The organism is Ancylobacter polymorphus (genome assembly GCF_030813495.1).
Lineage (GTDB): Bacteria > Pseudomonadota > Alphaproteobacteria > Rhizobiales > Xanthobacteraceae > Ancylobacter > Ancylobacter polymorphus.
Genome location: NZ_JAUSUI010000006.1, coordinates 118,034 through 140,731, shown reverse-complemented (window position 1 = coordinate 140,731; position 22,698 = coordinate 118,034). Strand labels below are relative to the sequence as shown.

Sequence of the window (22,698 nt, the reverse complement as noted above, 5' to 3'; positions counted from 1 at the left end):
TAACAACCTACCGCTTCCCGGGGGCCCGGCGACGCATGCGCGAGAGGGAACCGATCATGCCGAAAACACGCGAGCCCACCGGCACCCGCCCCGCACCTGCCGTTACGGCAGAACGCCGCGCCCGCTGAGCCGCCAAGGCCACGCCGCCTGCGTCTTCCCGTGATTTCTCGCTGAGACAGACAGACTGACCATGTCCGATCCGAACGAACCTTCGCGCGCCAGGGCCTCCCTCTTCGCGCGCGCGCCGCTGACGACGGCCATCCTCGCGACCGTGGCGCTTTCGTTCCTGTTCTATCTGTTGCCGCAGATCGACCTTGCCGTCGCCGGGCTGTTCCATGAGCCGGGCAAGAGCTTCCCCGCCGCCCAGATCCCGCTGCTGCAGGATTTCCGCACCTTCGGCTCCAACATCTCGCTGTCGCTGCCGCTGCTGCTGCTCGTCGGCGTGGTGCTGAAACTGTCCTTCCCGGCGAAGACGAGCCTGGTGCCGCCGCGCATGGCGCTGTTCTTCGTCTCCCTGTATCTGCTCGGCCCCGCCCTTCTGGTGAACGGTATCCTGAAGCCCTATTGGGGCCGCCCCCGGCCGATGAACACGGATCATTTCGGCGGTCCCTGGCCGTTTCAGGGGCCGTGGGTGATGGGGCCCCCGGGCCTCGGCAACCACTCCTTCTCCTCCGGCGAGGGGGCGTTCATTGCCTGCCTGCTGCCGCTGGTCCTGTTCGTCCCGCGCGAATGGCGCTGGCCGGTCGGCACGCTGCTCGGGATGTTCGTCGCGGCGGTCGGGCTCAGCCGCGTCGCCTTTGGCGGGCACTATCTCTCCGACGTGGTGATCTCCATCGGGCTGATGCTGATCCTGGCGGCGGCGCTTCATCACCTCATCTTCGTGCGCTACCGCCACACGCTCTCCGACGCCGCACTGGAAAAGCGGCTGACCGCGCTCGGCTATCGCATGGCCGAGCAGCGCGCCCAGTTCCGCCACTGGCTGCGCCGCACCCTCGCGACCTCCTATCGCAGCGCCCGCAATCTACGCCGGGCCGAGCGGGCGATCCATCCCGGCGCCGCCGCCCGCGCCGCCGCCATGGACGCGCCGACCGGCAGTGTCGGCGCCCCCACCGGCACCAACCCGCCCTGAGCGCCCGCCGAAAGCCCCTAGCGCTGCGCGCTCTGCCAGTTCGGCGCGGCATAGACCGGCGCGTTGGACGGCGCGAGCAGCGGCTTGCCGAGAATATGGTCCGCCGCCTTCTCCGCCATCATGATGGTCGGCGCGTTCAGATTCGCATTGGTGATCGAGGGCATGGCGGAGGAATCCACCACCCGCAGCCCCTCCACCCCGATCACCCGCATCTGCGGGTCGAGCACCGCCAGCGGGTCGGAGGGCGATCCCATGCGGCAGGTGCAGGAAGGGTGATAGGCGCTCTCCACCTTCTCGCGCACAAAGGCGTCGATCGCCTCGTCGCTCGTCACATCAGCCCCCGGCTGGATTTCCCGCCCGCGATAGGGCGCGAAGGCCGGCTGCGCGAAGATCTCGCGCGTCAGCCGCACGGCGGCGCGGAACTCGACCCTGTCATCGGGATGGGTGAGGTAGTTGAACTGGATGCGCGGCGCCGCGAAGGGGTCGGCTGAGGCGAGCCGCACCCAGCCCCGGCTCTTGGCGCGCATGGGCCCGACATGGGCCTGGTAGCCATGCTCGCTCGCCAGCCCCTGCCCGTCATAGGTCACGGCGAGGGGGAGGAAATGATACTGGATATCCGGCGAGGCGACGCCGGGGCGTGAGCGGATGAAGCCGCAGGCCTCGAAATGGTTGGTGGCGCCGAGCCCGTCCTTCTTCAGCAGCCAGCGCGCGCCGATCAGCCCGCGCGGGACCAGCCCCATTTTCGAGTAGAGCGTGATCGGCTGGGTGGAGGCCTGCTGGAAATAGATTTCCAGATGGTCCTGCAGATTCTCCCCCACGCCCGGCCGGTGCGCCACCATCTCGATGCCGAGGGGGAGCAATTCATCCGCGCTGCCGATGCCGGAGAGCTTGAGCAGCTGCGGCGAGTTGATCGAGCCGCCGGAGAGGATCACCTCGCGCGCCGCCCGCACCTCCTGCGTGCTGCCGCCGCGCGACCAGCGCACGCCGATGGCGCGCCGGCCCTCGAACAATATGCGCTCCACCCGCGCATGGGTCTCGACCTTGAGATTGGCCCGCTTCATCGCGGGTTTGAGATAGGCATTGGCCGCCGACCAGCGCACGCCGTCCTTGACGGTCATGTCCATGCGGCCGAAGCCTTCCTGCTGGTAGCCGTTCACGTCGTCGCTGGCGGGGTAGCCGGCCTGCCGCGCCGCCTCGATGAACGCCCGGTAGAGCGGATTCTCCAGCGTGCCATAGCGCGTGGCGAGCGGGCCGTCGCTGCCGCGATATTCATCCCCGCCCTCGCGCCGGCTTTCCGCCCGGCGGAAATAGGGCAGCACATCGGCATAGGACCAGCCGCGCGCGCCCTCCTCCTGCCAACGGTCGAAATCCGCCGGCGCGCCGCGCATATAGACGAGCCCGTTGATCGAGGAGGAGCCGCCCAGCACCTTGCCGCGCGGGCAGTGCAGCCGCCGCCCGTCCAGCCCCGGCTCCGGCTCGGTCTCATACATCCAGTTGTATTTCTTCATGTTCATCGGGATGGAGAGCGCGCTCGGCATCTGGATGAACACGGAACGGTCGGAACCGCCATATTCCAGCACGAGAACGCGGTTGCTCCCGTCCGCGCTCAGCCGGTCGGCCAGCACGCAGCCGGCCGAGCCGGCGCCGATGATGACATAATCGAACAGTTCATGCGCGGCGGCCGACATCAGTAGGGCGCCTCGACGCGGCCGAGATTGACATACACGCTCTTGAGCTGGGTGTAGTGCTCGATCGCCGCCTTGCCGTTCTCCCGCCCGAGGCCGGACTGCTTGGCACCGCCGAAGGGCAGCTCGATCGGCGTGATGTTGTAGGCGTTGATCCAGCAGGTGCCGGCCTGCAATTGCGCGATCACCCGGTGGCCGCGCGCGAGGTCTTTGGTGAACACGCCGGCGGCGAGGCCGAAATCGGTGTCGTTGGCGCGGGCGATCACCTCGTCCTCATCTTCGAAGGACAGAACGGCCATGACCGGGCCGAAAATCTCCTCGCGCACAATGCTCATCCCGTCCGCGCAGCCGTCGAACACGGTGGGAGCTATGAAGCAGCCCTTGCCCAGCGCGCCATGGGTGACGCGGTGGCCGCCCGCCAGCAGGCGCGCGCCCTCCGCCTTCCCCTTCTCGATGTAGCTGAGCACCTTTTCCATATGGTCGGGCGAAATGAGCGCGCCGACCTGGGTCGCCGGGTCGAGCGGATCGCCCACCACCATCTTCGCCACGCGCTCCTTCAGCTTTTCGAGGAAGGCGGGGCGCACCTTTTCGTGCACGAAGACGCGGGTGCCGTTGGAGCAGACCTCGCCGGCGGAATAGAAATTCGCCAGCAGCGCGCCGGACACCGCATCGTCGAGATCGGCGTCGTCGAAGACGATGAGCGGCGATTTCCCGCCGAGTTCCAGCGTCACATATTTCAGCGTGCCGGCGGCATCCACCATCACCTTCTTGCCGGTGCCGACCTCGCCGGTGAGCGAGACCTTGGCGATGGCGGGGTGGCGGGTGAGCAGCCGGCCGGTATCGGCAAAGCCCTGCACCACGCTGAACACGCCCTCCGGCACGCCGGCCTCGGCATAGATTTCGGCCAGCTTCAGCGCGGTGAGCGGGGTGAGTTCCGCCGGCTTGAAGATCATCGCATTGCCGCAGGCGAGCGCCGGGGCGGATTTCCAGCAGGCGATCTGCAGGGGATAGTTCCAGGCGCCGATGCCGGCGACGATGCCGAGCGGCTCGCGCCTTGTATAGCCGAAGGCGCTGGGGCCGAGATCGACATGCTCGCCCGAGAGCGAGGCGGCGAGGCCGGCATAATATTCGAGGCAGTCCGCGCCCGAGAGCACGTCGACGACGCTGGTTTCCTGGATCGGCTTGCCGGTGTCGAGCGTCTCCAGATGCGCCAGCTCGTCATTGCGGTCGCGCAGCAGGGCGACCGCCCGCATGAGAATGCGCCCGCGCTCGGCCCCGGTCATCGCCGCCCAGCGCTTCTGGCCGGTGCGCGCGGCCGCCACCGCCGCCTCGACCTCGGCCTCGCCGGCGATCTCGATCTCCGCCAGAACCTCGCCGGTGGCGGGGTTGGCGGTGGTGAAGGTGGCGCCGCCATGCGGGCGGTAATGCCCGCCAATATGGTTGGCGTGCAGCGGGGGACGGCTGGTCATGGTCGCGGGTCCGTTGGTGGGGGGCGCCGGCGCGGCGGCGGCGATCTGGGCATCGACGAAAAGCGAGGCAACCTGCCGGGCGCTGACCGAGTCGGTCTCGCCGGCGGCGGAAAGCGAGGAGCGCAGCCACAGCCCGTCAATGACGGCGGCGATGGTGATGGCGAGGCGGCGCACATCTTCCGCCGCCACCAGCGCCCGCAGATCGTGGCGCAGATTGGCGAGCATGCGCGCCTGATAGATGCGCTGCACCCGGCGCAGCCGCTCGGAATGCAGCACCTGCCCCCAGAAGGCGAGCCAGACGCTTGACGTGCGCTGGTCGAATTCCTCCGGCGCCAGATTGGCGTCGATCAGCGCCTGAACGCGGCCGCGCGGCGTATCGGCGGCGGCGAGCCGCTGCGCGGTGGCGCGGTAGAGCCGCAGCGAGAGGTGACGCAGCGTCGCCTCCAGGAGCCCGTCCTTGTCGCCGAAATAATGCGCGACGAGACCGGGCGAGACGCCTGCCCGCCGGGCGATCTGCGCCAGGGTCGAGGCGTTGAAGCCGATCTCGGCGAGCGAATCGATGGTGGCGTCGATCAGCTGGCGGCGGCGCACATCCTCGGGCGCGCGGCGGCGGATTTCTTCATCGCCACGCACCGGAGCGGACTGACCGGCCTGATCGGCCTCATCGTCCACCTCATCGAACCGCGCGGGAGGCTTCTGCGCCTGCGCATTCGCCCGGGCCAACGGCACCTCCTGATCGACGGAAGGGAACTATTGAATGGCTGTACAATACATGGATCGCCTGCGCCGGCAATCCCCGACGCGTCCGGCATGGAGTACCGCCGGCGGCCGCGTCGCAACGCTTCTGCCGCCGTGGCGCAATTCGTCAAACGCCGCGAAAAGCGCCGTAAATTCGTCGTTTCTGGGTAAAAATTACGCGTGACAAATCGTCCGATCGCGTTTTGAATAGCTGTTCAAAAGAAGCCTCCAGAGGCCGCATCCGGGCGGAGCGGGCCGGGCCCGAAGGGCACCGAAAGACCCCGCCGTCCCCGACTTGTCGATTCCGGCCGTACCGGGCTTGGCGTCAGGCCACGCCGGTTCCATGATCCTGCCAGGATGCCAACGGGAACAACAAAGATGCGCATGCTCAATTTCATGGCCGCCGCCACCCTAGGATTGGCGCTCGGCCTCGCTCCCCAGCCCCGCGACGCCGCCCAGGCCGCGGAGCCCGCAGCCTGCAAGACGGTCCGCTTCGCCGATGTCGGCTGGACCGACATCACCGCCACCACCGCGCTCGCCTCCTCCATCCTGGAGGCGCTCGGCTACACCCCGAAGACGCAGGTTCTCTCGGTGCCGGTGACGTATAAGTCCATGCAGACCAAAGATATCGACGTCTTCCTCGGCAACTGGATGCCGACGATGGAAGCCGATCTGAAGCCCTATCGCGAGGACAAGACGGTCGAGGTGATTGGCGTCAATCTGGAAGGCGCCAAGTACACGCTGGCGGTGCCGACCTATCTCTATGACGAAGGGTTGAAGTCGTTCACCGACATCGCCAAGTTCAAGGACAAGCTCGGCGGCAAGATCTACGGCATCGAGCCGGGCAATGACGGCAACCGCCTGATCCTCGACATGATCAAGGACAACAAATACGGCCTGAAGGGCTTCGACCTGGTCGAATCCAGCGAGCAGGGCATGCTCGCCCAGGTGGAACGCGCCTCCCGCCGCAAGGAAGCCATCGTCTTCCTCGGCTGGGAACCGCACCCGATGAATGCCAAGTACAAGATGAGCTATCTCTCGGGCGGTGACGATGTGTTCGGCCCGAATTATGGCGGCGCCACCATCTATACCAACACCCGCGCCGGCTATACCAGCGAATGCCCGAATGTCGGCACGCTGATCAAGAACCTGAAATTCTCGCTCGACACCGAAAATGTCGTCATGGGCTACATCCTGCTCGACGGCATGGAGCCCGCCAAGGCGGCGGACAAGTGGCTGAAGGCCAATCCCACGGTGTGGGAGCCCTGGCTGGCCGGCGTCACCACCATCGACGGCAAGCCCGCCATTCCGGCGGTGAAGGCCGCGCTGAAGCTCTGAGCCCAGCGATCCTGCCTGGCGGCCCCTTGCCATGAGGGGCCGCCGCTACCGATCATAAGCGATGACCGTCATGCCGAGCCGCCCTCGTGGCCGGGGCTTGACGAAGGCTGACCGCAAGCGCCCCTGCCGGCAGGCGGCGCCCGCCCTCACTCACCCCGCCGAGGAGCGCCCATGTATGACTGGCTGACCGAGCACAAGATCCCGCTGGGAATCTGGCTCCGCGACTTCGTCGACCTGCTCACCACGCATGGTCAGGGCTTCTTCGACTTCGTGTCGCTGGTGCTCGGCGCGCTGATCGGCGGCTTCACCGCGGCGCTGCTCTGGGTGCCGCCGCTGCTCCTCATCGCCCTGTTCGGCCTCGCCGCCTGGCTGGTGCATCGCTCCATCGGGCTGGTGGTGTTCATCGTCGGCTCGCTGCTGCTGGTGACCAATCTCGGCTACTGGTCGGCAACGATGGAGACACTCTCGCTCGTCATCTGCGCCACACTGGTCTGCGTCGTCGTCGGCGTTCCCATCGGCATCGCCGCCGCGCACAGGCCCTGGCTCTATACCGCGATACGCCCGGTACTGGACCTGATGCAGACTATCCCCACCTTCGTCTATCTCATTCCGACGCTTGTGCTTTTCGGGTTGGGCGCGGTGCCGGGGCTGATCTCCACCGTCATCTTTTCCATCCCCGCCCCGATCCGTCTCACCCATCTCGGCATCTCCTCAGTGCCGCCCGCTCTCTATGAGGCCGGCAAGGCGTTCGGCGCCACCAAGACACAGCTATTGTTCAAGGTGGAACTGCCCTATGCGCTGCCGACCATCATGGCCGGCATCACCCAGTGCATCATGCTGAGCCTGTCCATGGTGGTCATCGCCGCCCTCGTCGGCGCCGACGGGTTGGGCAAGCCGGTGGTGCGGGCGCTGAACTCCGTCAACATCGCCATGGGCTTCGAGGCCGGTCTCGCCATCGTCGTCCTCGCCATCGTGCTGGACCGTGTGTGCAAGCGGCCCGAGCGCCGCGCGCGAAAGGGCTGAACCATGGCCGCCGTCGAATTCCGTAACATCGACATCGTCTTCGGCGCCGACCAGAAGAGCGCCCTGAGGCTGATCGACGAGGGTCGCTCGCGCGACGAGATCCTCGCCGCCACCGGCGCCGTGCTCGGCGCGGCGGGCGTCAGCCTTGCCATTGAGCGCGGCGAGATCTGCGTACTCATGGGCCTGTCCGGCTCCGGCAAATCCACCATACTGCGCGCCATCAACCGGCTGAACGAGGTGGCGCGCGGCGAGGTGCTCGTCGAGCACAAGGGGGCCGCCATCGATGTCGCGCGCTGCGACGAGAACACGCTGCGCGACATCCGCATGCACACGGTCTCCATGGTGTTTCAGCAATTCGGCCTGCTGCCCTGGCGCACGGTGCGCGACAATGTCGGCTTCGGGCTGGAACTGCGCGGCGATATGAGCGCGGCGGAGCGCAACCGTATCGTCGACGAGAAGCTGGCCATGGTCGGCCTCACCAACTGGGCCGGAAAATACACCAACGAACTCTCCGGCGGCATGCAGCAGCGCGTCGGCCTCGCCCGCGCCTTCGCCACCGATGCCGACATATTGCTGATGGACGAGCCGTTCTCCGCGCTCGACCCGCTGATCCGCGACAAGCTGCAGGACGAGTTGCTGGACCTGCAGCGGCGCATCCAGAAGACCATCGTCTTTGTCAGCCACGATCTCGACGAGGCGCTGAAGCTCGGCAACAAGATCGCCATCATGGAGGGCGGGCGCATCGTGCAGGCCGGCACTGCCGAGGATATCCTTCTTCGCCCGGCCAATGCCTATGTCGCCGAATTCGTGAAGCACATGAACCCGCTCAACGTACTGCGCGGCACGGCTGTGATGCGCCCGGCGGCGAGCCTCGCCCGCGACGGCGACGCCGTGGTGCTCGATCGCGACGGCCATGTGAAGGTCAAGGTCGATGCCGACGGGCGGCCGGTGGCGCTCGATCTCGACGGCCGCACCGGCGTGCTCGCGACCGCCGATGGCGAGGCCGGGCTGATCGACGACAAGCTGGCGCATGACGCCGACTGCATCGTCGCCCCGGTCGATCTCAAGCTGAAGGCCGCCATTGAGCTGAAGCGCCACACCGACCTGCCGATCCTGCTGGTGGACAGCCTTGGCCGCCTCGCCGGCCTGTGCGACGACGACGAAATCTATCGCGGGCTGCTGCGGCGTCTCGACGGCTGACTTCTGGTCTCCGCGCATGAACGCACCGCCAGGCCGAAGCCTGACGGTGCTTTCGTGGTATGTTGACGCGCAGCGAAGGTGGCGCGGATCACATCCGTCCGCGCTGGGCGGCCGGCTCGTCCTGGCTCATCGCCCGCGTGAGCGGGACGATCTGCCAGAGCGCGGACGCGCCGACCAGAACATAGACGATGCGCGCCAGAGCGGCGTCCTGGCCGCCGAACAGCGCGGCGACGAGGTCGAACTGGAACAGGCCGACCAGCCCCCAGTTCACACCGCCGACGATGACCAGCAGCAGGGTAATCAGGTTGATGGTTTTCATCGGGCGTCTCCATGGCCGCCATCGGACGCAAAGGACTTGCGGCCATATCGCGGCACTCAGAGGGCCAACCCGCCCCGTCGCGCATGGTTTGATGACAGTGTCGTGAGATGACGCCGTAAAGGCCTCACCGTTCAGGCGGCCGCCAGACCCACGGCTTCCACGATGTCGCTCACCACCGCCTCGACGAGATCGCGATCATCGCCCTCGCCCATCACCCGGATCACCGGCTCGGTACCGGAGGGACGGATCAGCAGCCGCCCATGGCTGTTGAGCTTTAGCTCGGCGGCGGCGATCGCCTTCAGCACCCCGTCATTCTCCAGCGGCCGACCGCTCTTGTAGCGCACATTGCGCAGGATCTGCGGCAGCGGGTCGAAGCGGTGGCACACTTCCGATACCGGCCGCTCTCGGCGCTGCACCACGGCCAGCACCTGCAGCGCGGCCACCAGCCCGTCGCCCGTGGTCGAATAATCGGACAGGATGATGTGGCCGGACTGTTCGCCACCGACATTAAAGCCATGGCTGCGCATATGCTCCAGCACATGGCGGTCGCCCACCGGGGTGCGGGCGAGGGAGAGACCCCGGTCGGCGAGATGACGCTCCAGGCCGAGATTGGACATGACGGTGGCGACGATGCCGTCGCGCGACAGCCGGCCATCCTCCTGGAAACTCTCCGCCACCACGGCCATGAGTTGATCGCCATCGACCAACCGGCCCTTTTCATCGACGATCAGCACGCGGTCGGCGTCGCCATCGAGGGCGATGCCGATATCGGCGCGGACTTCCCGCACCTTCGCCGCCAGCGCCTCGGGCGCGGTCGAGCCGACATCGCGGTTGATGTTGAAACCGTCGGGCTCGTCGCCAATGGTGATGACCTCGCAGCCGAGTTCCCACAGCGCCTCCGGGGCCACGCGATAGGCCGCGCCATTGGCGCAGTCGACGACGACCCGCAGCCCGTCAAAGGACTGGTTGCGCGGCAAAGTGCGCTTGGCGAATTCGATATAGCGTGCATGCACGCTCTCGATACGCTTGGCGCGGCCCATATTGGCGGGTTGGGCCAGCATGCCGCCCATATCGCCGCTGATCAGCGCCTCGATCCGGGTTTCCAGCTCGTCGGAGAGCTTGTAGCCGTCCGGGCCGAACAGCTTGATGCCGTTATCATCATAGGGGTTGTGCGAGGCCGAGATCATGACGCCGAGATCGGCACGCATGGAATGGGTGAGCATGGCCACCGCCGGCGTCGGCATCGGGCCGAGCAGCAGCACATCCATGCCGACGGCGGTGAAGCCGGCGACCAGCGCATTCTCGATCATGTACCCGGACAGGCGTGTGTCCTTGCCGATGACCACGCGGTGGCGATGATCGCCGCGCTGGAACACCAGACCGGCCGCCATGCCGACCCGCAGCGCGAGTTCCGGGGTGATGATGCCGTTGGCCCGGCCGCGAATCCCGTCGGTGCCGAATAATGTGCGTGCCATGCCCTGCCTCATGCGAATCGACGCCGTTCCGGCACGCCATTGGCGCGCCGGTTCTTACTCTTCTCTATCATTGAGCCTACAGGCAAGGGTTTCACAAAGTGTAAGCGTTCATTGCGGCACCGAGCCGGCCGTCAAAGACGCGCTTCACGCCGGCGCGATCAGAATCACGCGATTTTATCTCGCGGGATACTTCGCCAGCCTGCCGCACCGCAAAGTTGGCGACAAATAAAAAGGGAAGATCTGCTTGCGCAGACCTTCCCCTCACTTCACCCCGAGACGGGGATCACGCCTGCGGCTGCGGCTCCATGCCGGCATCCGGGCGCGGCGGACGGTTCTTGCCGGCGCTCGGCACCACGGAACCGCGCGTATTGGCGGGCTCAATGGTCGTGTCACGCACCGGCGCATTGCCGTCGAGCAGTCCGATGATCTCATCGCCGGACAGCGTCTCATATTCCAGCAGACCGCGCGCCAGTGTCTCCAGCTGGTCCTTGCTCTCGGTCAGGATGCGCTTGGCTTCGGCATAACCCTCATCCACCAGCCGGCGCACTTCGCTGTCGATGGTCTGCGCCGTCGCTTCCGAGACGTTCTGCTGGCGCTGCATCGACATGCCAAGGAACACCTCGTCATTGTTTTCGCCATAGGCGACCTGACCGAGCTTCTCGGAGAAGCCCCAGCGGGTCACCATCATGCGGGCGAGGCGGGTAGCCTGCTCGATGTCGGAGGCGGCGCCGGAGGTCACCTTGTCGTGGCCGAAGATCAGCTCCTCGGCGACGCGGCCGCCCATCATGATGGCGAGACGCGAAGTCATCTGCTCATAGGACATGGAGAGCTTGTCGCGCTCCGGCAGCTGCATGACCATGCCGAGCGCACGTCCGCGCGGGATGATCGTCGCCTTGTGCACGGGATCGGTCGCGGGAACCTTCAGCGCAACGATCGCGTGACCACCCTCGTGATAGGCGGTGAGCAGCTTCTCGTCCTCGGTCATGACGAGCGAGCGGCGTTCGGCGCCCATCATCACCTTGTCCTTGGCATCCTCGAAATCGCTCATCGTCACCATGCGCTTGTTGCGGCGCGCGGCCATGAGGGCGGCTTCGTTGCAGAGATTGGCAAGGTCCGCACCGGAGAATCCGGGGGTGCCGCGGGCGATCACCTTGAGGTTCACATCCGGCGCCACCGGCACCTTGCGGGCATGAACCTTCAGGATCTGCTCGCGGCCGACCACGTCCGGGTTCGGCACCACGACCTGACGGTCGAAGCGGCCGGGGCGCAGCAGAGCGGGGTCCAGCACGTCGGGGCGGTTGGTCGCGGCGATGAGGATGATGCCCTCATTGGCCTCGAAACCGTCCATCTCGACCAGCAGCTGGTTCAGCGTCTGCTCGCGCTCGTCATTGCCGCCGCCAAGGCCGGCGCCGCGATGACGGCCGACCGCGTCGATTTCGTCGATGAAGATGATGCAGGGCGCGTTCTTCTTCGCCTGCTCGAACATGTCGCGCACGCGGCTGGCGCCGACGCCGACGAACATCTCAACGAAGTCGGAGCCGGAAATGGTGAAGAAGGGCACATTGGCTTCGCCGGCGATGGCGCGGGCGAGCAGCGTCTTGCCGGTGCCCGGGGGGCCGACCAGCAGCACGCCGCGCGGAATGCGGCCGCCGAGGCGCTGGAACTTCTGCGGGTCGCGCAGGAAGTCGACGATCTCGGTGAGGTCGCTCTTGGCTTCGTCGATGCCCGCGACATCCTCGAAAGTCACGCGGCCATGCGCTTCGGTCAGCAGCTTGGCCCGGCTCTTGCCGAAACCCATGGCCTTGCCGCCCGCGCCACCCTGCATCTGCCGCGAGAGGAAGATCCACACGCCGATCAGCGCGATGAAGGGGAGCCAGGAAATCAGCAGGCTGACGAACCACGGCACATTGTCGGTCAAGGGCTTGGCGGTGATCGACACGCCCTTGCCGTAGAGACGCTGCACCAGCGAGGGATCATTGGGGGCGTAGGTCTGGAAGGTGCGCCCATCGGTGAAGGTGCCGGTGATCTCCGGCCCCTGAATCACCACGTCGCGCACACGGCCCTGATCAACATCGTTGAGCAGCTGCGAGAAGCTGACATCGTTCGTCGCCTGACGCTGCGCCGGATTCTGGAACAGCGAAAACAACGCCAGAAGAAGAAGAACGATGATCACCCAGAGGGCGAAATTCCTGATATTGGCGTTCATCATGTCCCTTTCGGCGTCGGATGTGACCGACGCACGGGCACCGCCGGCGCTGGCGGCCCTCCCTTGTCGCTCCGTAATTTAGGTGGCGGAGGGGGGATTGCCAAGATGCAGGGCAGCGGCCAGCTGCGACCATCCGCGCAAATCGGCGTCACCTCAGGGAACCGAGCGGCCGACGCTCCGGCGCCCGCGCCACGACGATACTCTGCCGGCTCACTCTCACCACCGCCCCGGCCAGGGTGCGCGCGCCCGTCTGCTGGTCGCCGAGACCGGCGATCCAGCCCATCAGCGCCTCCAGCTTGCCGAGTTCCACCGGCCCTGTTCCGACGGTCCCGATCGCCCGGCCGACGAGGCGAAGGGCGATCTCCTCGGGCAACGCCCCAAGGCCAAGGCGGGGAAAAGCGAGCCCGCCCTCCTCCCCCGGCGCGGCCCCAAGCGCGGCGGCGGCTGCATCCGTCGCCGCCTCCAGCGCCGCATCGGCGCGGGCCATGCGGTGGGCAAGACGCCCCAGCGTCGCGGCGTCGCCCCCTTCCGCCGCCAGCGACGGCAGCAGCGCCCGCAGCCGCACACGGGCAAAGCGCGGGTTGAGGTTGGAGGGGTCCTCGGCAAAGGCGGTGCCGGCCGCCCGGCAAAGCGCGACCAGCTCCGCCTTAGGCCGGCGGAGAAGCGGGCGCAGCAGAGTGAGCCCGCCCAGCGGCCGCAGGGCCGGAATGCCGGCGAGGCCGCTGACACCGGAGCCGCGCAGCAACCGGAACAGGACTGTTTCCGCCTGGTCGTCCAGCGTATGGGCGGTGGCGAGGGCGGTGGCGCCGATGGCATGGGCGCGGGCGGTCAGGGCCTCGTAGCGCGCATGGCGCGCCGCCTCCTGCAGCCGCGTCGCGGGAAGCGGCCGTACGAGCTCGATTATATTGTGGGGGAGACCCAGCTGCGCCGCCAGCGCCGCCACAGCGCCGGCCTCGGCGCGGGATTCGGCTCTCAGCCCGTGATCAACGGTGGCAACGTGAAGCTGCGTCGACGGCCGGCATTCCACCTGCCAGCGCTGGGCCAGCAGCATCAGCGCGGTCGAATCAGGCCCGCCGGAGACGGCGAGCAGCACATGGTCGTGGGCGGCGAAGGCGGCAAAGAGCGTGGCGAGTTCGGCCGCACGCGGGCCGAGCGCGAGATCGGCGGGCCCGGCGTCAGCAGCCGGCGCGCTTCTGCTCACGCTCCACCCCCTGCTTCACCGTCGCCGAGGCGCGGGGATATTTGTTGCCGACGGCATTCAGCGTCGCGCAGGCGGCATCCTTCTCGCCGATGGCGGCGAGCGACTGGCCGAGACGCAGCAGCGCGTCCGGCGCCTTCACCGCATTCGGGAAGTCGGTCGACACTTTCAGGAAGTTCTGCGCCGCCTCCTTGTAGGATTTGCGCAGATACTGGCTTTCGCCCAGCCAGTAATAGGCGTCCGGCGTGGCGCGGTCCGTGGGGTAGAGGCGGACGAACTGCTCGAAGGTCTGGCCCGCTCCCGCATAATCCTGGCGCTGGAGGGCGCCGAAGCCGGCATCGAACAGCTCGCGCGGCGTTCCTCCTGCGGCCGGCGCTCCCGCAGTGGCGCCGGACAACGTGCCGAGGTCCATGGGCGCGCCCGAGGGGCCGGAAGGCGCGGTCGTGCCGAGGGGGCGCGGGGCACCTGGCGCGCCTGCCTGCGACGACGGGTCGAACACATCGGCGCGACGGGCCGGGTCGGTGGCCGGTGCGGCCCCGACCGCGGCGCCCGTGCCGCCCTGCAACGCCCGCAGTTGCTGCTCAAGCTGCTGGTTGCGGAACTGCAACTGCTCGATCTGGCCGGTCATCTGCCGCAGCTGATTCTCCAACCGGTCGATCCGGGTGACGAGACTGTCGGCCTCCTCCACCGCCTCGGCGGGCTGGTTGCCGCCGCGCACCTGCCCCGGCGGCTTGAAGAGATTGCCGAAGAAATTGTTGTCCGCCTGCGCCTGTGCCGCCCCGTGGGGGAAAAACGAGGCTGCGAGAGCGGCAACGAGAAGAAGAGCGACGGGGCGGGGCGAGCGGACGGTCATCATGGCCATGCACTGGAACGGGAGGAGCGGCAGCGGGAAGCGGCGGGCTTTCCATTGGAGCATACGGGGCGGATCACGTCCAAAGTTTGACCCAGGCACACCGCTTGGTCGATCGCCAGTCCCTTAAATGCCAAACCCGGCCCGCAGGGCGAGCCGGGTCAAGACAGGTTCGGACGCGGCGATCAGCTGCCGGCGGCGTTCAGCACCGTGACTGCGCGGCGGTTCTGCGACCAGCAGGAGATATCGTTGCAGACCGCGACCGGGCGCTCCTTGCCGTAGGAGATGGTGCGCATGCGGTTCGCCGCAACGCCGCGCTGGACGAGGTAGTCGCGCACACTCTGGGCGCGGCGGGCGCCGAGGGCGATGTTGTATTCGCGCGTGCCGCGCTCGTCGGCATGGCCTTCGATGGTGAAGGTGTACTTGGCATAGTGGTTCAGCCACTGCGCCTGCTTGTCGAGCGTGGCCTGCGCCTGCGGGGTGAGGCTGGTCTGGTCGCTCTCGAAGAACACGCGGTCGCCGACGGAGACGATGAACTCCTGCGGGCTGCCGGGAGGGGCCGAGCCGAGCGCCTGACCGGCGCCGTCCATCGGGTTCTTGGCACAGGCGGCCGCGAGCATCGCGAAACCGACGATGAAGGCGACGCGCGCGCCGCCCAGATGGCGCAACATACGGATCATTCCGCTGACTCCTGAATTCCCGACTGATCTGCCGACTGGCTGCTGGCGTCAATCAATGTTCTGTCGTGCTTTACAGAACCTTGCTGAATTGCGTCCATTTCGCGGCCATGCCTTAAACCGCCGCTTATGGTTAATCGTTCCCTGACAGAACCCGCTCAGGAGCGCAAGGGCGACCAGGCGGGATCGGACGCATAGCTGGGCGTCGGCACGCGCTGCTCATTATAGCCGGTGATGTCGACCGTATAGAGCTGCGGGCCACCCCCGCCCCCCGCATCGCGGAAGAACATAATCACCCGGCCATTCGGCGCGAAAGTCGGGCCCTCATTGTGGTAACCCTCGGTCAGGATGCGCTCGCCCGAGCCATCCGGCCGCATCAGGCCAATGGCGAAGCGGCCCTGCGCCTGCTTGGTGAAAGCGATCACGTCGCCGCGCGGCGACCACACCGGCGTCGAATAGCGCCCGTCGCCGAAGGAGATGCGGCGCTGATTCGAGCCATCGGGATTCATCAGGTAGATCTGCGAGCCGCCGCCACGGTCGCTCTCGAAGCAGATCTGCGTGCCGTCGGGCGAATAGCACGGCGCGGTATCGATGGCCGCCGTGTCGGTGAGCCGCGTGGTGGCCTTGGAGCGCAGGTCCATCACGAAGATGTTTGAATCCGCGCCCTGCTGCAGGCTCAGGATCACCCGCTGCCCGTCCGGGGCGAAGCGCGGCGAGAAGCTCATATTGGGGAAGTTGCCGACGACTTCGCGCTGGCCGTTTTCGATGTTGAGCAGATAGACGCGCGGCTCGCCGCGGCCATAGCTCATATAGGTGATTTCCTGGCTTGTCGGCGAGAAGCGGGGCGTGAGCACGAGATCGTCGCCGCGCGTGAGATAGGTCACATTGGCGCCGTCCTGGTCCATGATGGCGAGGCGCTTGATGCGCTTCTCCTTCGGCCCGCTCTCGTCGACGAAGACGATCCGGGTGTCGAAATAGCCCTTCTCGCCGGTCAGACGTTCATAGATCGCGTCGGCGATGATATGGGCGACGCGACGCCAGTTCTCCGGCTGGGTAAAGTACTGCTGGCCGATCAGCTGCTGGCCGGCGAACACGTCCCACAGGCGGAATTCCGCCTTCACCCGGCCGTCCGGCTGTCGGGTGATGCGGCCGGTGACGAGCGCCTGGGCGTTGATGACGCGCCAGTCCTGGAAGCGCGGCGAGGCGTCCGGGTTGGTGATCTTCTCGACGAAGGCGGCGGGGTCGATGGGGGCGAACAGGCCGGAACGGCGCAGATCGGCGGAGATGATCTGCGACACCCCCTTGCCGGCCTCGATGTCCTGCGGGCTGCCGCCGCCGACGAAATCGGTAATGGCGATGGGCAGCGGCTGCACCGTGCCGGACGTGATGTCGAGGCGCACCGCCGCATTGGCCGGCGTCGAACCCAGCATTGCCCCGCCAAGTCCGGCGGCGCCAAGCCCGGCGCCGCCGAGCGCCGCCATGCCGACAAGGACCGACCGGCGGCCGACAAGACCGTGGGCTTCAAGGGAAAAACGCCGCGACATTCTGGGTACCTCGAAAAAAACGGGCATCAATGAAGCATGGCCGGGTTGAACCCCAGCTCCAGTTCCTTCCACGTGTCGTAACGGTCGGCACGCAGCATCGGGAACGGGTTCTGTTGATTGGCGATCTCGTACAGCGCCCGCTGCGCGGTTTCCCGCACGATCGGCGCATAGGGATTGCCGGCGCCCTGCACCTCAACCAGCTGCGGCGCCCCCACCAGCCGGCGGTCCGGACTCAGCACGATCTTGAATACCACCGTCACCTGCGCGGCATCGACCGCGCCGGCCGGAAGCTTCCAGAAGCGGGCGATATAGGCCCGGAGCGCATCGATCTCGGTCTGCGACAGCGATGTCGCCGTTCCCTGCGACGCGCCGAGCGAGGCGGTGTTGTTGATCGTGTCACCAAGCGCCGCCATGCGCCGCGGGTCCTGCTTGTTCAGCAGGGCGGCGATCTGGTTCGGGTTGAAGTCGCGCTCGGGCGCCGGCTCCTGCACCACCTTGGGCGGAATGTTCTTCGGCTTCTTCGGCGGCGCGGGCGGCGGCGGGGTGGCCTGCGCCTGGTCCTGCGGCTTGGGCTGGTCCTTGGGCGGCTCCGGCGGCTTGGCGGCGAGCGCCTCCGCATCCTGCGGCGGGGGCGGCGCGGGCTTGGATTCGGCCTGTGCGGCCGGAGGCTTGGGCTCGGCGGGCTGCGCCTGAGGCGGCGGAGGGGGCGGAGGCGGAGGCGCGGAGGGCTCGTTGGCGGCCTTCACCTCGGGCTTCTCCGACACCTTGGAGTCAAGGTTCTCCGCCTGCTTGGGCGTGTCGGCCTTCTTCTCGACGACGGGCTTCGGGTTCTCCTTCGGCGCGTCCTTCTTGCCGGCCATCATCTTCGACATCTCGGAATCGGAGATGATGTCGATCGGCATGGATTCGGCCGGCGTCACCTCATAGGGCGAGGGTGACGCGAAGGAGACCGCCATGAAGCCGATGATGCCGACGTGAAGAACCGTCGAGGAAAGGAAGCCCGCCTTCATGCGTCAGCCCCCCTGATCGACTTCGGAGACCAGCGCCACGCGCTTGAAACCGGCACCGGAGAGGCGACCCATCACGCGCATGACCGAGCCATAGTCGAGGCTCTTGTCGGCGCGCACGAAGATGCGCTCCTCATAGCCGGCCTTGCCGATGGCCTGCAGCTTGGGCACGAGTTCATCGACCGGGATCTCGGTGTCCTGCAGGAAGATCTTGCCGTCCTTGGTGATGTTGATGATCAGCGGCGCGCTTTCCTGCGGCACCGCCTTGGCCTCGGTCTGCGGAAGGTCGAGCGGCACGCCCGTGGTGAGCATGGGCGCGGCGACCATGAAGATGATGAGCAGAACCAGCATCACGTCGACCATCGGCGTGACGTTGATTTCGGACATCACGGCACCGCCCCCGCGCCGGCGCGAACGCCGCGAGTGCCAGCCGCCTCCCGCTCCTCCTGCGGACATGCCCATGCGATCAGCCCCGTTCGTCGATCTGGCGCGACAGGATGGCGGAGAACTCGTCGGCGAAGCCCTCCAGCCGCGCCGCCTGCCGGTTCACCTGCGAAACGAACTTGTTATAGAAAATCGTCGCGGGGATGGCGGCGATGAGGCCGATTGCCGTCGCGAACAGGGCTTCGGCGATGCCCGGCGCCACCACGGCGAGGCTGGTGTTCTTCGAAGCGGCGATCGACTGGAAGCTGGTCATGATGCCCCACACCGTGCCGAACAGGCCGATGAACGGGCCGGCCGAGCCGACGGTGGCCAGCACCAGCAGCCGGCTCTCCAGCCGCTCCACCTCGCGGGCGATGGTGACGTTCATCACCTTGTCGAGCCGCTGGGTGAGGCCGGAAAGCGAGCGCGCACCGCCTTCATAGGAGCGCTTCCACTCCCGCATCGCCGCGACGAAGATCGCCGCCATGGCGTGGTTGGGGCGCGAGGAGAGCGAGCGATACAGCTCTTCCAGGCTCTGGCCGGACCAGAAGGTGGTTTCGAAGCGGTCCATCTGCCGCTTCATCCGGCCGTACAGGATCGTCTTGTCGATGATGATCGCCCAGACCCAGACCGAGGCGAGGACGAGACCCGACATCACCAGCTTCACAATGAAGTGTGCCTGGAGGAAAAGGCCGATGAGCGACAGGTCGGCGCTGCCCATGCCGGCGCCGGCGGGCGCGCTCATCGCTCCGGGAGGGGCGGCGACGGCCTGCCCGTCGACCTGCGCCGTCGGCGCGGCGGTGACCGGAGCGGGCGCGTTCTGGGCAATGGCTATGGACGCGGGTGCCGTAAGAACCAGCATCACCGCGATTAAGAGCTTCTTCAGCGTCATCAAGCCAATCCTGCCCGCTCGTTAAAGGTCGCACCGCCGCCTTGCATCCGCTGCCGACAGCAGCGAATGCCCTGCATGGCTGCTTTAAGGGAACGCGTTCGCCATCAACCGACCGAGTCTGTCCAAACTTGGGCGATCAGGGCCGAGACGCGTCCACAGCCGCGCGGTACAACACCGCATTAGGGTTAATACCGCGTTAGCGTTGCCGCATCGCAACAGCGAAAAGGGTGTTTTGCTACCGGGCGCGCGTCAGAGCTGCGGGGCCTGTTCCAGCGCCAGCTTCATGGCGGCGCGCAACGCATCGGGAATGCGGCGGGCGCGGCCCTGGGCGACGAAGGCCACTTTCACCTTGCCCTCGACCAGCAGTTCCTCGCCGCGCTTGACCTTCTGGGCGAGGGTGATGGAGGCGCCGGCGACTTCGACCGGGCTGGTGTGGACTTCCAGCACGTCGTCAATGCGGGCGGGGCGGACGAATTGCAGCTCCATCGAGCGCACCACGAAGGCGAAGCCCGGCGCCTCGGCCAGCGCCTCGCCGAACAGTTCGCCCTGCACCACGCCGATCAGGCGCAGATGGTCGGAACGGGCGCGTTCCATGAATTTAAGGTAGTTGGCGTGGTAGACGATGCCGGAGAAATCCGTGTCCTCGTAATAGACCCGCACGGGCAGCACATGCCCCCCCGGCACCAGCCTGCCGGCAAGATGCAGGAAAGGGTCGGCCTTGAGGGTTTCGGGAGAGAAGGGATCGGGGCGCTCGTTCATGGCGCCCTCATAAACGAGGGCGCGGCTCTTGTGAACAAAGGGGATGCGGTCAGGGTACGATAGTTCGGACGGATCCATACGCGAGTCCAATGCCATCGGACGCGTCTTCGAGCTTGCGCGTGAGCACCTTTGCAAACAGGGCGACATCGTTGTTGGGCATATCAATCGGAAATATACTTGTTCCAACATGCTCTGCCCACTGAGCACCCGCGCTGAAGAAATCTTCTTTCATTTTCTCGAATTCTTTTGACTTTCCGTCACTGTCGAGAGGTTTTTTCTTTTGTTTCGCAAGAGCGTCTGCAGCCCCTTCAAAGGAAATCAGAGTAGTAGGAAAATCGAAGAAAAGAACACGATCGAGAAATTTCCAATCCGTTCTATCTTTTCGGGCGATACGGAATGCCTGCCGATAAGAGGCAGGCTTGCCGATTTCGTTTCCGTAAAGGGACTCTATCTTATAGCCTCGAGATTCGAGGGCGGCTGGCAGATGTGTCTCCAGAAAAGCTGGAAAATCGAGGCTTCCGATAACCGAGTAGGATGGAGACGCAAGGACAAAAAATGGGGGCCGCTCCCCCTGATCCTGGAAACTCCTCACTACACGATCAAGGAAATTTCTTGAATATCCACGCCATAGACCCAGACCGAACGCTGATCTGAGGTATGATGAACTAACTGAACTATAATATAACGCATATATTGTGACGCCAAATGTCGAAATGCCAATTGCAAATCTTAGGTAATCAAGCTTTTCATTAAGCTCTGCTGCTAAAGCTCCATAGATACCAAGACCAAGAAGAAAAAACCATGCAATACCAAGAAGAAGAATAAGAAAAATAAGAATCGATCTATGGCGATCAAGAAACCACATCGCACCCTCCGCCCGCGCAGCATGATACCTCCATCATATCATAACGGAGCGGGCTGAAAAGAACCGAGGTTGCACAAAATGACGCCGCGCCTCCTGCGTGCAGGGGCGCGGCGTCCGGTCTTTCAGAGGGGTGTTTCCGCCGGGGGAAGCGAACCGCCCCACTTCAGGCCAAAGCGACGGCGATCAGAGCGGAAGGCTCAGCCCTGCCCCTCGCCGACTGGGGCCGTCGGCGCGGCCGGGCGGTTGCGGCGGTCGGCCATGAACTGGTCGAACTCCGCCTTGTCCTTGGCCTGGCGCAGACGGTCGAGGAAGGAACGGAAGTCCTTCTGTTCCTCTTCCAGCCGACGCAGCGTCTCCTGACGGTATTCGTCAAAGGCGCGATTGCCGCTGGAGGGGAAGCCGCCGCCGAACCGGCTGCCGAAATTGCGCATGGCTTCCGCGCCCTCTTCCTGCCAGCGGCCGAAGCCGCGCTTGCCACCACAAAACATCCGTCCACTCCCTATCGTGAAGGCCAGGACCGCAAGACCCAGAGGCCACCAGGCCATGAAGCCCAGTACCGTGAGCGCGATCCAGGCCGGCTTGCCGTAATTGTCGAGCTTCTGTGCGAGCTCCATGGGCGTACCGCTCCTGGGTAGAACCGCCGCGGGCTCCATGCCCGCTCGGGTTAATGTTAATCACATTTACATAGATAGAAATCCGCTCCCCGCTTGTCAATGGGCGCGGTCTGCGGGATTGAAAAGCAAAGGACTGCTTCGATGACCGCATTGATTCCCGACTGGACCGAAGTCGCCCCGCTCTTCGAGCCCGATGGCCGACTGCGCGACCTCTATGTGCTCGATGCAGGCCCGGAGGGCTGGCAGACCGTGATCGACGGCCTGCGCACGCTCGACCCGCCCGCCATTTTCGAAACCGATGGCGAGCCGGCCCTTATGCCCGACCGCATCGAAGATGTGTTCGCCGTCTGGAAGCGCGCAAGCCCCAGTCTGCGGTGGAATGCCGGCAATGTGGCGGTCAACCTTCACTTTTTCCGCAGCGACGACATCGAGTTTGATATCGACCCGGCCGATGTCTGCGAGCCGGAGGACTGGCAGGCGCTCGGCGGGTTCATGCTGTGGCTGGCGGAACGCGCGCAGCGTCCGGTGATCCTGACGCCGGAGAATAAGCCCGACGATATCCTGCTGTTCTGCCGCGGCGCCGGTGCCGCCATCGAAGTCAACCTGACGGCGGACAACTGAACGCTGGCCACTAGCCGCCCGCGCCGAGCCCCTTGAGATAGATCAGGAACGCGGCCTCCAGCAGGTCGTCCGGCGCCATCGGCAGCTTGCGGCGGGCGCCGTCGGCGCGGCCAAACAGCGAGGCGACGCCATGCGCCAGCGCCCAGGTGTGCAACGCCACCATCAAAGCGGGCGGGCGATCCCCGGCCGGCATGGAGGCGACCAGCGTGTCCGCAGCTTCGCGCAGCACGCCGAACGCCCTTTGGCCGGCCTGATCGAGTGCCGGATAGGCCTCGTTGCGCAGGCCGGATTCGAACATCGCGACATAGTCGGCCGGATGCTCGCGGGCAAAGGCGAGATAGGCGCGGCCGAGCCGCTCATAGGCCTCCGCCGGCGCTGGCCGTCCCCCGTTCCAGCCGGCCTCCAGCGCCTTGGTGAAGCGCTCGAAACCATCGGCCGCCACCGCCGCAAGGAGGTCGTCGCGGTCGCGGAAATGCCGGTAGGGCGCCGCCGGCGAGACGCCGGCGCGGCGCGCCGCCTCGGCGAAAGTGGCGCCGGCGGTGCCCTTTTCGCCAATCAGCTCGAGCGCCGCCTTCATCAGGGCTTCCCGAAGGTTGCCGTGATGGTAGCCGCGCGATTCTCCGCCATTCCGGGACCAGCTCATGTGAAGGGGACTTACATCACGCC

The 22,698-nt window shown here is 66.2% G+C and carries 21 protein-coding genes; 5 read left to right on the top strand and 16 right to left on the bottom strand.

The window, feature by feature from the left end; all coding sequences use genetic code 11:
• Positions 1-190 precede the first annotated feature (190 nt).
• Positions 191-1,129: a phosphatase PAP2 family protein gene (locus J2S75_RS14980; RefSeq protein ID WP_307020789.1), complete on the top strand. Its 939-nt coding sequence runs from the start codon at positions 191-193 to the stop codon at positions 1,127-1,129.
• 17 nt (positions 1,130-1,146) lie between these two features.
• On the opposite strand, the gene betA is transcribed toward J2S75_RS14980, so the two are convergent.
• Together betA and betB are read right to left on the bottom strand one after the other, a co-directional pair.
• Entirely contained in the window at positions 1,147-2,817 is a 1,671-nt protein-coding gene (gene betA, locus J2S75_RS14975) for a choline dehydrogenase (protein ID WP_307020787.1), read from the bottom strand.
• Positions 2,817-5,006: a betaine-aldehyde dehydrogenase gene (gene betB / locus J2S75_RS14970; RefSeq protein WP_307020785.1), complete on the bottom strand. Its 2,190-nt coding sequence runs from the start codon at positions 5,004-5,006 to the stop codon at positions 2,817-2,819. Before betB ends, betA begins: the two co-directional genes overlap by 1 nt.
• A gap of 393 nt (positions 5,007-5,399) precedes the next feature.
• Here betB and J2S75_RS14965 point away from each other — a divergent pair, with 393 nt between their 5' ends.
• The 3 genes from J2S75_RS14965 (at position 5,400) to choV (ending at position 8,582) form a co-directional block, all read left to right on the top strand.
• Positions 5,400-6,359 (top strand): choline ABC transporter substrate-binding protein, encoded by a 960-nt coding sequence (locus tag J2S75_RS14965; RefSeq protein ID WP_307020783.1) that lies wholly within the window; start codon positions 5,400-5,402, stop codon positions 6,357-6,359.
• 171 nt (positions 6,360-6,530) lie between these two features.
• A complete protein-coding gene (gene choW / locus J2S75_RS14960; RefSeq protein ID WP_244450648.1) occupies positions 6,531-7,382 on the top strand; it encodes a choline ABC transporter permease subunit in 852 nt (283 codons plus the stop codon).
• Between the two features lie 3 nt (positions 7,383-7,385).
• On the top strand, positions 7,386-8,582 hold the full coding sequence (gene choV / locus J2S75_RS14955; RefSeq protein ID WP_244450647.1) for a choline ABC transporter ATP-binding protein: 1,197 nt from the start codon (positions 7,386-7,388) through the stop codon (positions 8,580-8,582).
• Between the two features lie 88 nt (positions 8,583-8,670).
• On the opposite strand, the gene J2S75_RS14950 is transcribed toward choV, so the two are convergent.
• The 13 genes from J2S75_RS14950 to J2S75_RS14890 all read right to left on the bottom strand — a co-directional run bounded on the left by J2S75_RS14950 (position 8,671) and on the right by J2S75_RS14890 (position 21,411).
• A complete protein-coding gene (locus tag J2S75_RS14950; protein ID WP_307020781.1) occupies positions 8,671-8,901 on the bottom strand; it encodes a DUF378 domain-containing protein in 231 nt (76 codons plus the stop codon).
• Positions 8,902-9,032: 131 nt separating this feature from the next.
• Positions 9,033-10,376, bottom strand: a complete 1,344-nt coding sequence (glmM, locus tag J2S75_RS14945; RefSeq protein WP_307020780.1) for a phosphoglucosamine mutase — start codon at positions 10,374-10,376, stop codon at positions 9,033-9,035.
• A gap of 283 nt (positions 10,377-10,659) precedes the next feature.
• Complete coding sequence (gene ftsH, locus J2S75_RS14940) at positions 10,660-12,582, bottom strand: ATP-dependent zinc metalloprotease FtsH (RefSeq protein ID WP_307021316.1); 1,923 nt, start codon at positions 12,580-12,582, stop codon at positions 10,660-10,662.
• A 148-nt stretch (positions 12,583-12,730) separates the two neighbouring features.
• Complete coding sequence (gene tilS / locus J2S75_RS14935) at positions 12,731-13,783, bottom strand: tRNA lysidine(34) synthetase TilS (RefSeq protein ID WP_307020778.1); 1,053 nt, start codon at positions 13,781-13,783, stop codon at positions 12,731-12,733.
• On the bottom strand, positions 13,758-14,696 hold the full coding sequence (gene ybgF, locus J2S75_RS14930; RefSeq protein ID WP_307020776.1) for a tol-pal system protein YbgF: 939 nt from the start codon (positions 14,694-14,696) through the stop codon (positions 13,758-13,760). The genes tilS and ybgF overlap by 26 nt, the downstream gene beginning before the upstream one ends.
• Positions 14,697-14,815: 119 nt before the next feature.
• Entirely contained in the window at positions 14,816-15,310 is a 495-nt protein-coding gene (gene pal / locus J2S75_RS14925) for a peptidoglycan-associated lipoprotein Pal (protein WP_244450643.1), read from the bottom strand.
• A 155-nt stretch (positions 15,311-15,465) separates the two neighbouring features.
• The gene (gene tolB, locus J2S75_RS14920) at positions 15,466-16,788 is read right to left on the bottom strand and encodes a Tol-Pal system beta propeller repeat protein TolB (protein WP_370874156.1); all 1,323 of its coding nucleotides are present in this window, start codon (positions 16,786-16,788) and stop codon (positions 15,466-15,468) included.
• 89 nt (positions 16,789-16,877) lie between these two features.
• Complete coding sequence (tolA, locus tag J2S75_RS14915) at positions 16,878-17,861, bottom strand: cell envelope integrity protein TolA (protein ID WP_307020774.1); 984 nt, start codon at positions 17,859-17,861, stop codon at positions 16,878-16,880.
• A 3-nt stretch (positions 17,862-17,864) separates the two neighbouring features.
• Positions 17,865-18,320 carry a protein TolR gene (tolR, locus tag J2S75_RS14910; RefSeq protein ID WP_307020772.1) on the bottom strand — a complete coding sequence of 152 codons (456 nt, stop codon included), beginning with the start codon at positions 18,318-18,320 and terminating at the stop codon, positions 17,865-17,867.
• Between the two features lie 4 nt (positions 18,321-18,324).
• Positions 18,325-19,026, bottom strand: coding sequence for a protein TolQ (tolQ, locus tag J2S75_RS14905; RefSeq protein ID WP_307021313.1), 702 nt, complete (start codon positions 19,024-19,026; stop codon positions 18,325-18,327).
• Between the two features lie 396 nt (positions 19,027-19,422).
• Complete coding sequence (gene ybgC / locus J2S75_RS14900; RefSeq protein WP_307020770.1) at positions 19,423-19,932, bottom strand: tol-pal system-associated acyl-CoA thioesterase; 510 nt, start codon at positions 19,930-19,932, stop codon at positions 19,423-19,425.
• A 49-nt stretch (positions 19,933-19,981) separates the two neighbouring features.
• Entirely contained in the window at positions 19,982-20,797 is an 816-nt protein-coding gene (locus tag J2S75_RS14895; RefSeq protein ID WP_307020769.1) for a hypothetical protein, read from the bottom strand.
• A gap of 197 nt (positions 20,798-20,994) precedes the next feature.
• A complete protein-coding gene (locus J2S75_RS14890) occupies positions 20,995-21,411 on the bottom strand; it encodes a DUF2852 domain-containing protein (RefSeq protein WP_307020766.1) in 417 nt (138 codons plus the stop codon).
• A 141-nt stretch (positions 21,412-21,552) separates the two neighbouring features.
• Between J2S75_RS14890 and J2S75_RS14885 the strand changes: the two genes are divergently transcribed.
• Positions 21,553-22,032, top strand: a complete 480-nt coding sequence (locus J2S75_RS14885; RefSeq protein WP_307020764.1) for a hypothetical protein — start codon at positions 21,553-21,555, stop codon at positions 22,030-22,032.
• A gap of 10 nt (positions 22,033-22,042) precedes the next feature.
• Here the strand turns inward: J2S75_RS14885 and J2S75_RS14880 are convergent, their stop codons facing one another.
• Positions 22,043-22,675 carry a TetR/AcrR family transcriptional regulator gene (locus J2S75_RS14880; protein ID WP_307020762.1) on the bottom strand — a complete coding sequence of 211 codons (633 nt, stop codon included), beginning with the start codon at positions 22,673-22,675 and terminating at the stop codon, positions 22,043-22,045.
• Between the last annotated feature and the right edge of the window lie 23 nt (positions 22,676-22,698).

Coding starts and splice junctions, on each gene's coding strand:
- J2S75_RS14980 (WP_307020789.1), top strand. CDS start 191: ATGTCCGATCCGAACGAACCTTCGCGCGCCAGGGCCTCCCTCTTCGCG.
- betA (WP_307020787.1), bottom strand. CDS start 2,817: ATGTCGGCCGCCGCGCATGAACTGTTCGATTATGTCATCATCGGCGCC.
- J2S75_RS14965 (WP_307020783.1), top strand. CDS start 5,400: ATGCGCATGCTCAATTTCATGGCCGCCGCCACCCTAGGATTGGCGCTC.
- choW (WP_244450648.1), top strand. CDS start 6,531: ATGTATGACTGGCTGACCGAGCACAAGATCCCGCTGGGAATCTGGCTC.
- choV (WP_244450647.1), top strand. CDS start 7,386: ATGGCCGCCGTCGAATTCCGTAACATCGACATCGTCTTCGGCGCCGAC.
- J2S75_RS14950 (WP_307020781.1), bottom strand. CDS start 8,901: ATGAAAACCATCAACCTGATTACCCTGCTGCTGGTCATCGTCGGCGGT.
- glmM (WP_307020780.1), bottom strand. CDS start 10,376: ATGGCACGCACATTATTCGGCACCGACGGGATTCGCGGCCGGGCCAAC.
- ftsH (WP_307021316.1), bottom strand. CDS start 12,582: ATGAACGCCAATATCAGGAATTTCGCCCTCTGGGTGATCATCGTTCTT.
- ybgF (WP_307020776.1), bottom strand. CDS start 14,696: ATGCTCCAATGGAAAGCCCGCCGCTTCCCGCTGCCGCTCCTCCCGTTC.
- pal (WP_244450643.1), bottom strand. CDS start 15,310: ATGATCCGTATGTTGCGCCATCTGGGCGGCGCGCGCGTCGCCTTCATC.
- tolB (WP_370874156.1), bottom strand. CDS start 16,788: ATGGCGGCGCTCGGCGGCGCCGGGCTTGGCGCCGCCGGACTTGGCGGG.
- tolA (WP_307020774.1), bottom strand. CDS start 17,861: ATGAAGGCGGGCTTCCTTTCCTCGACGGTTCTTCACGTCGGCATCATC.
- tolR (WP_307020772.1), bottom strand. CDS start 18,320: ATGGGCATGTCCGCAGGAGGAGCGGGAGGCGGCTGGCACTCGCGGCGT.
- tolQ (WP_307021313.1), bottom strand. CDS start 19,026: ATGAGCGCGCCCGCCGGCGCCGGCATGGGCAGCGCCGACCTGTCGCTC.
- ybgC (WP_307020770.1), bottom strand. CDS start 19,932: ATGAACGAGCGCCCCGATCCCTTCTCTCCCGAAACCCTCAAGGCCGAC.
- J2S75_RS14895 (WP_307020769.1), bottom strand. CDS start 20,797: ATGTGGTTTCTTGATCGCCATAGATCGATTCTTATTTTTCTTATTCTT.
- J2S75_RS14890 (WP_307020766.1), bottom strand. CDS start 21,411: ATGGAGCTCGCACAGAAGCTCGACAATTACGGCAAGCCGGCCTGGATC.
- J2S75_RS14885 (WP_307020764.1), top strand. CDS start 21,553: ATGACCGCATTGATTCCCGACTGGACCGAAGTCGCCCCGCTCTTCGAG.
- J2S75_RS14880 (WP_307020762.1), bottom strand. CDS start 22,675: ATGAGCTGGTCCCGGAATGGCGGAGAATCGCGCGGCTACCATCACGGC.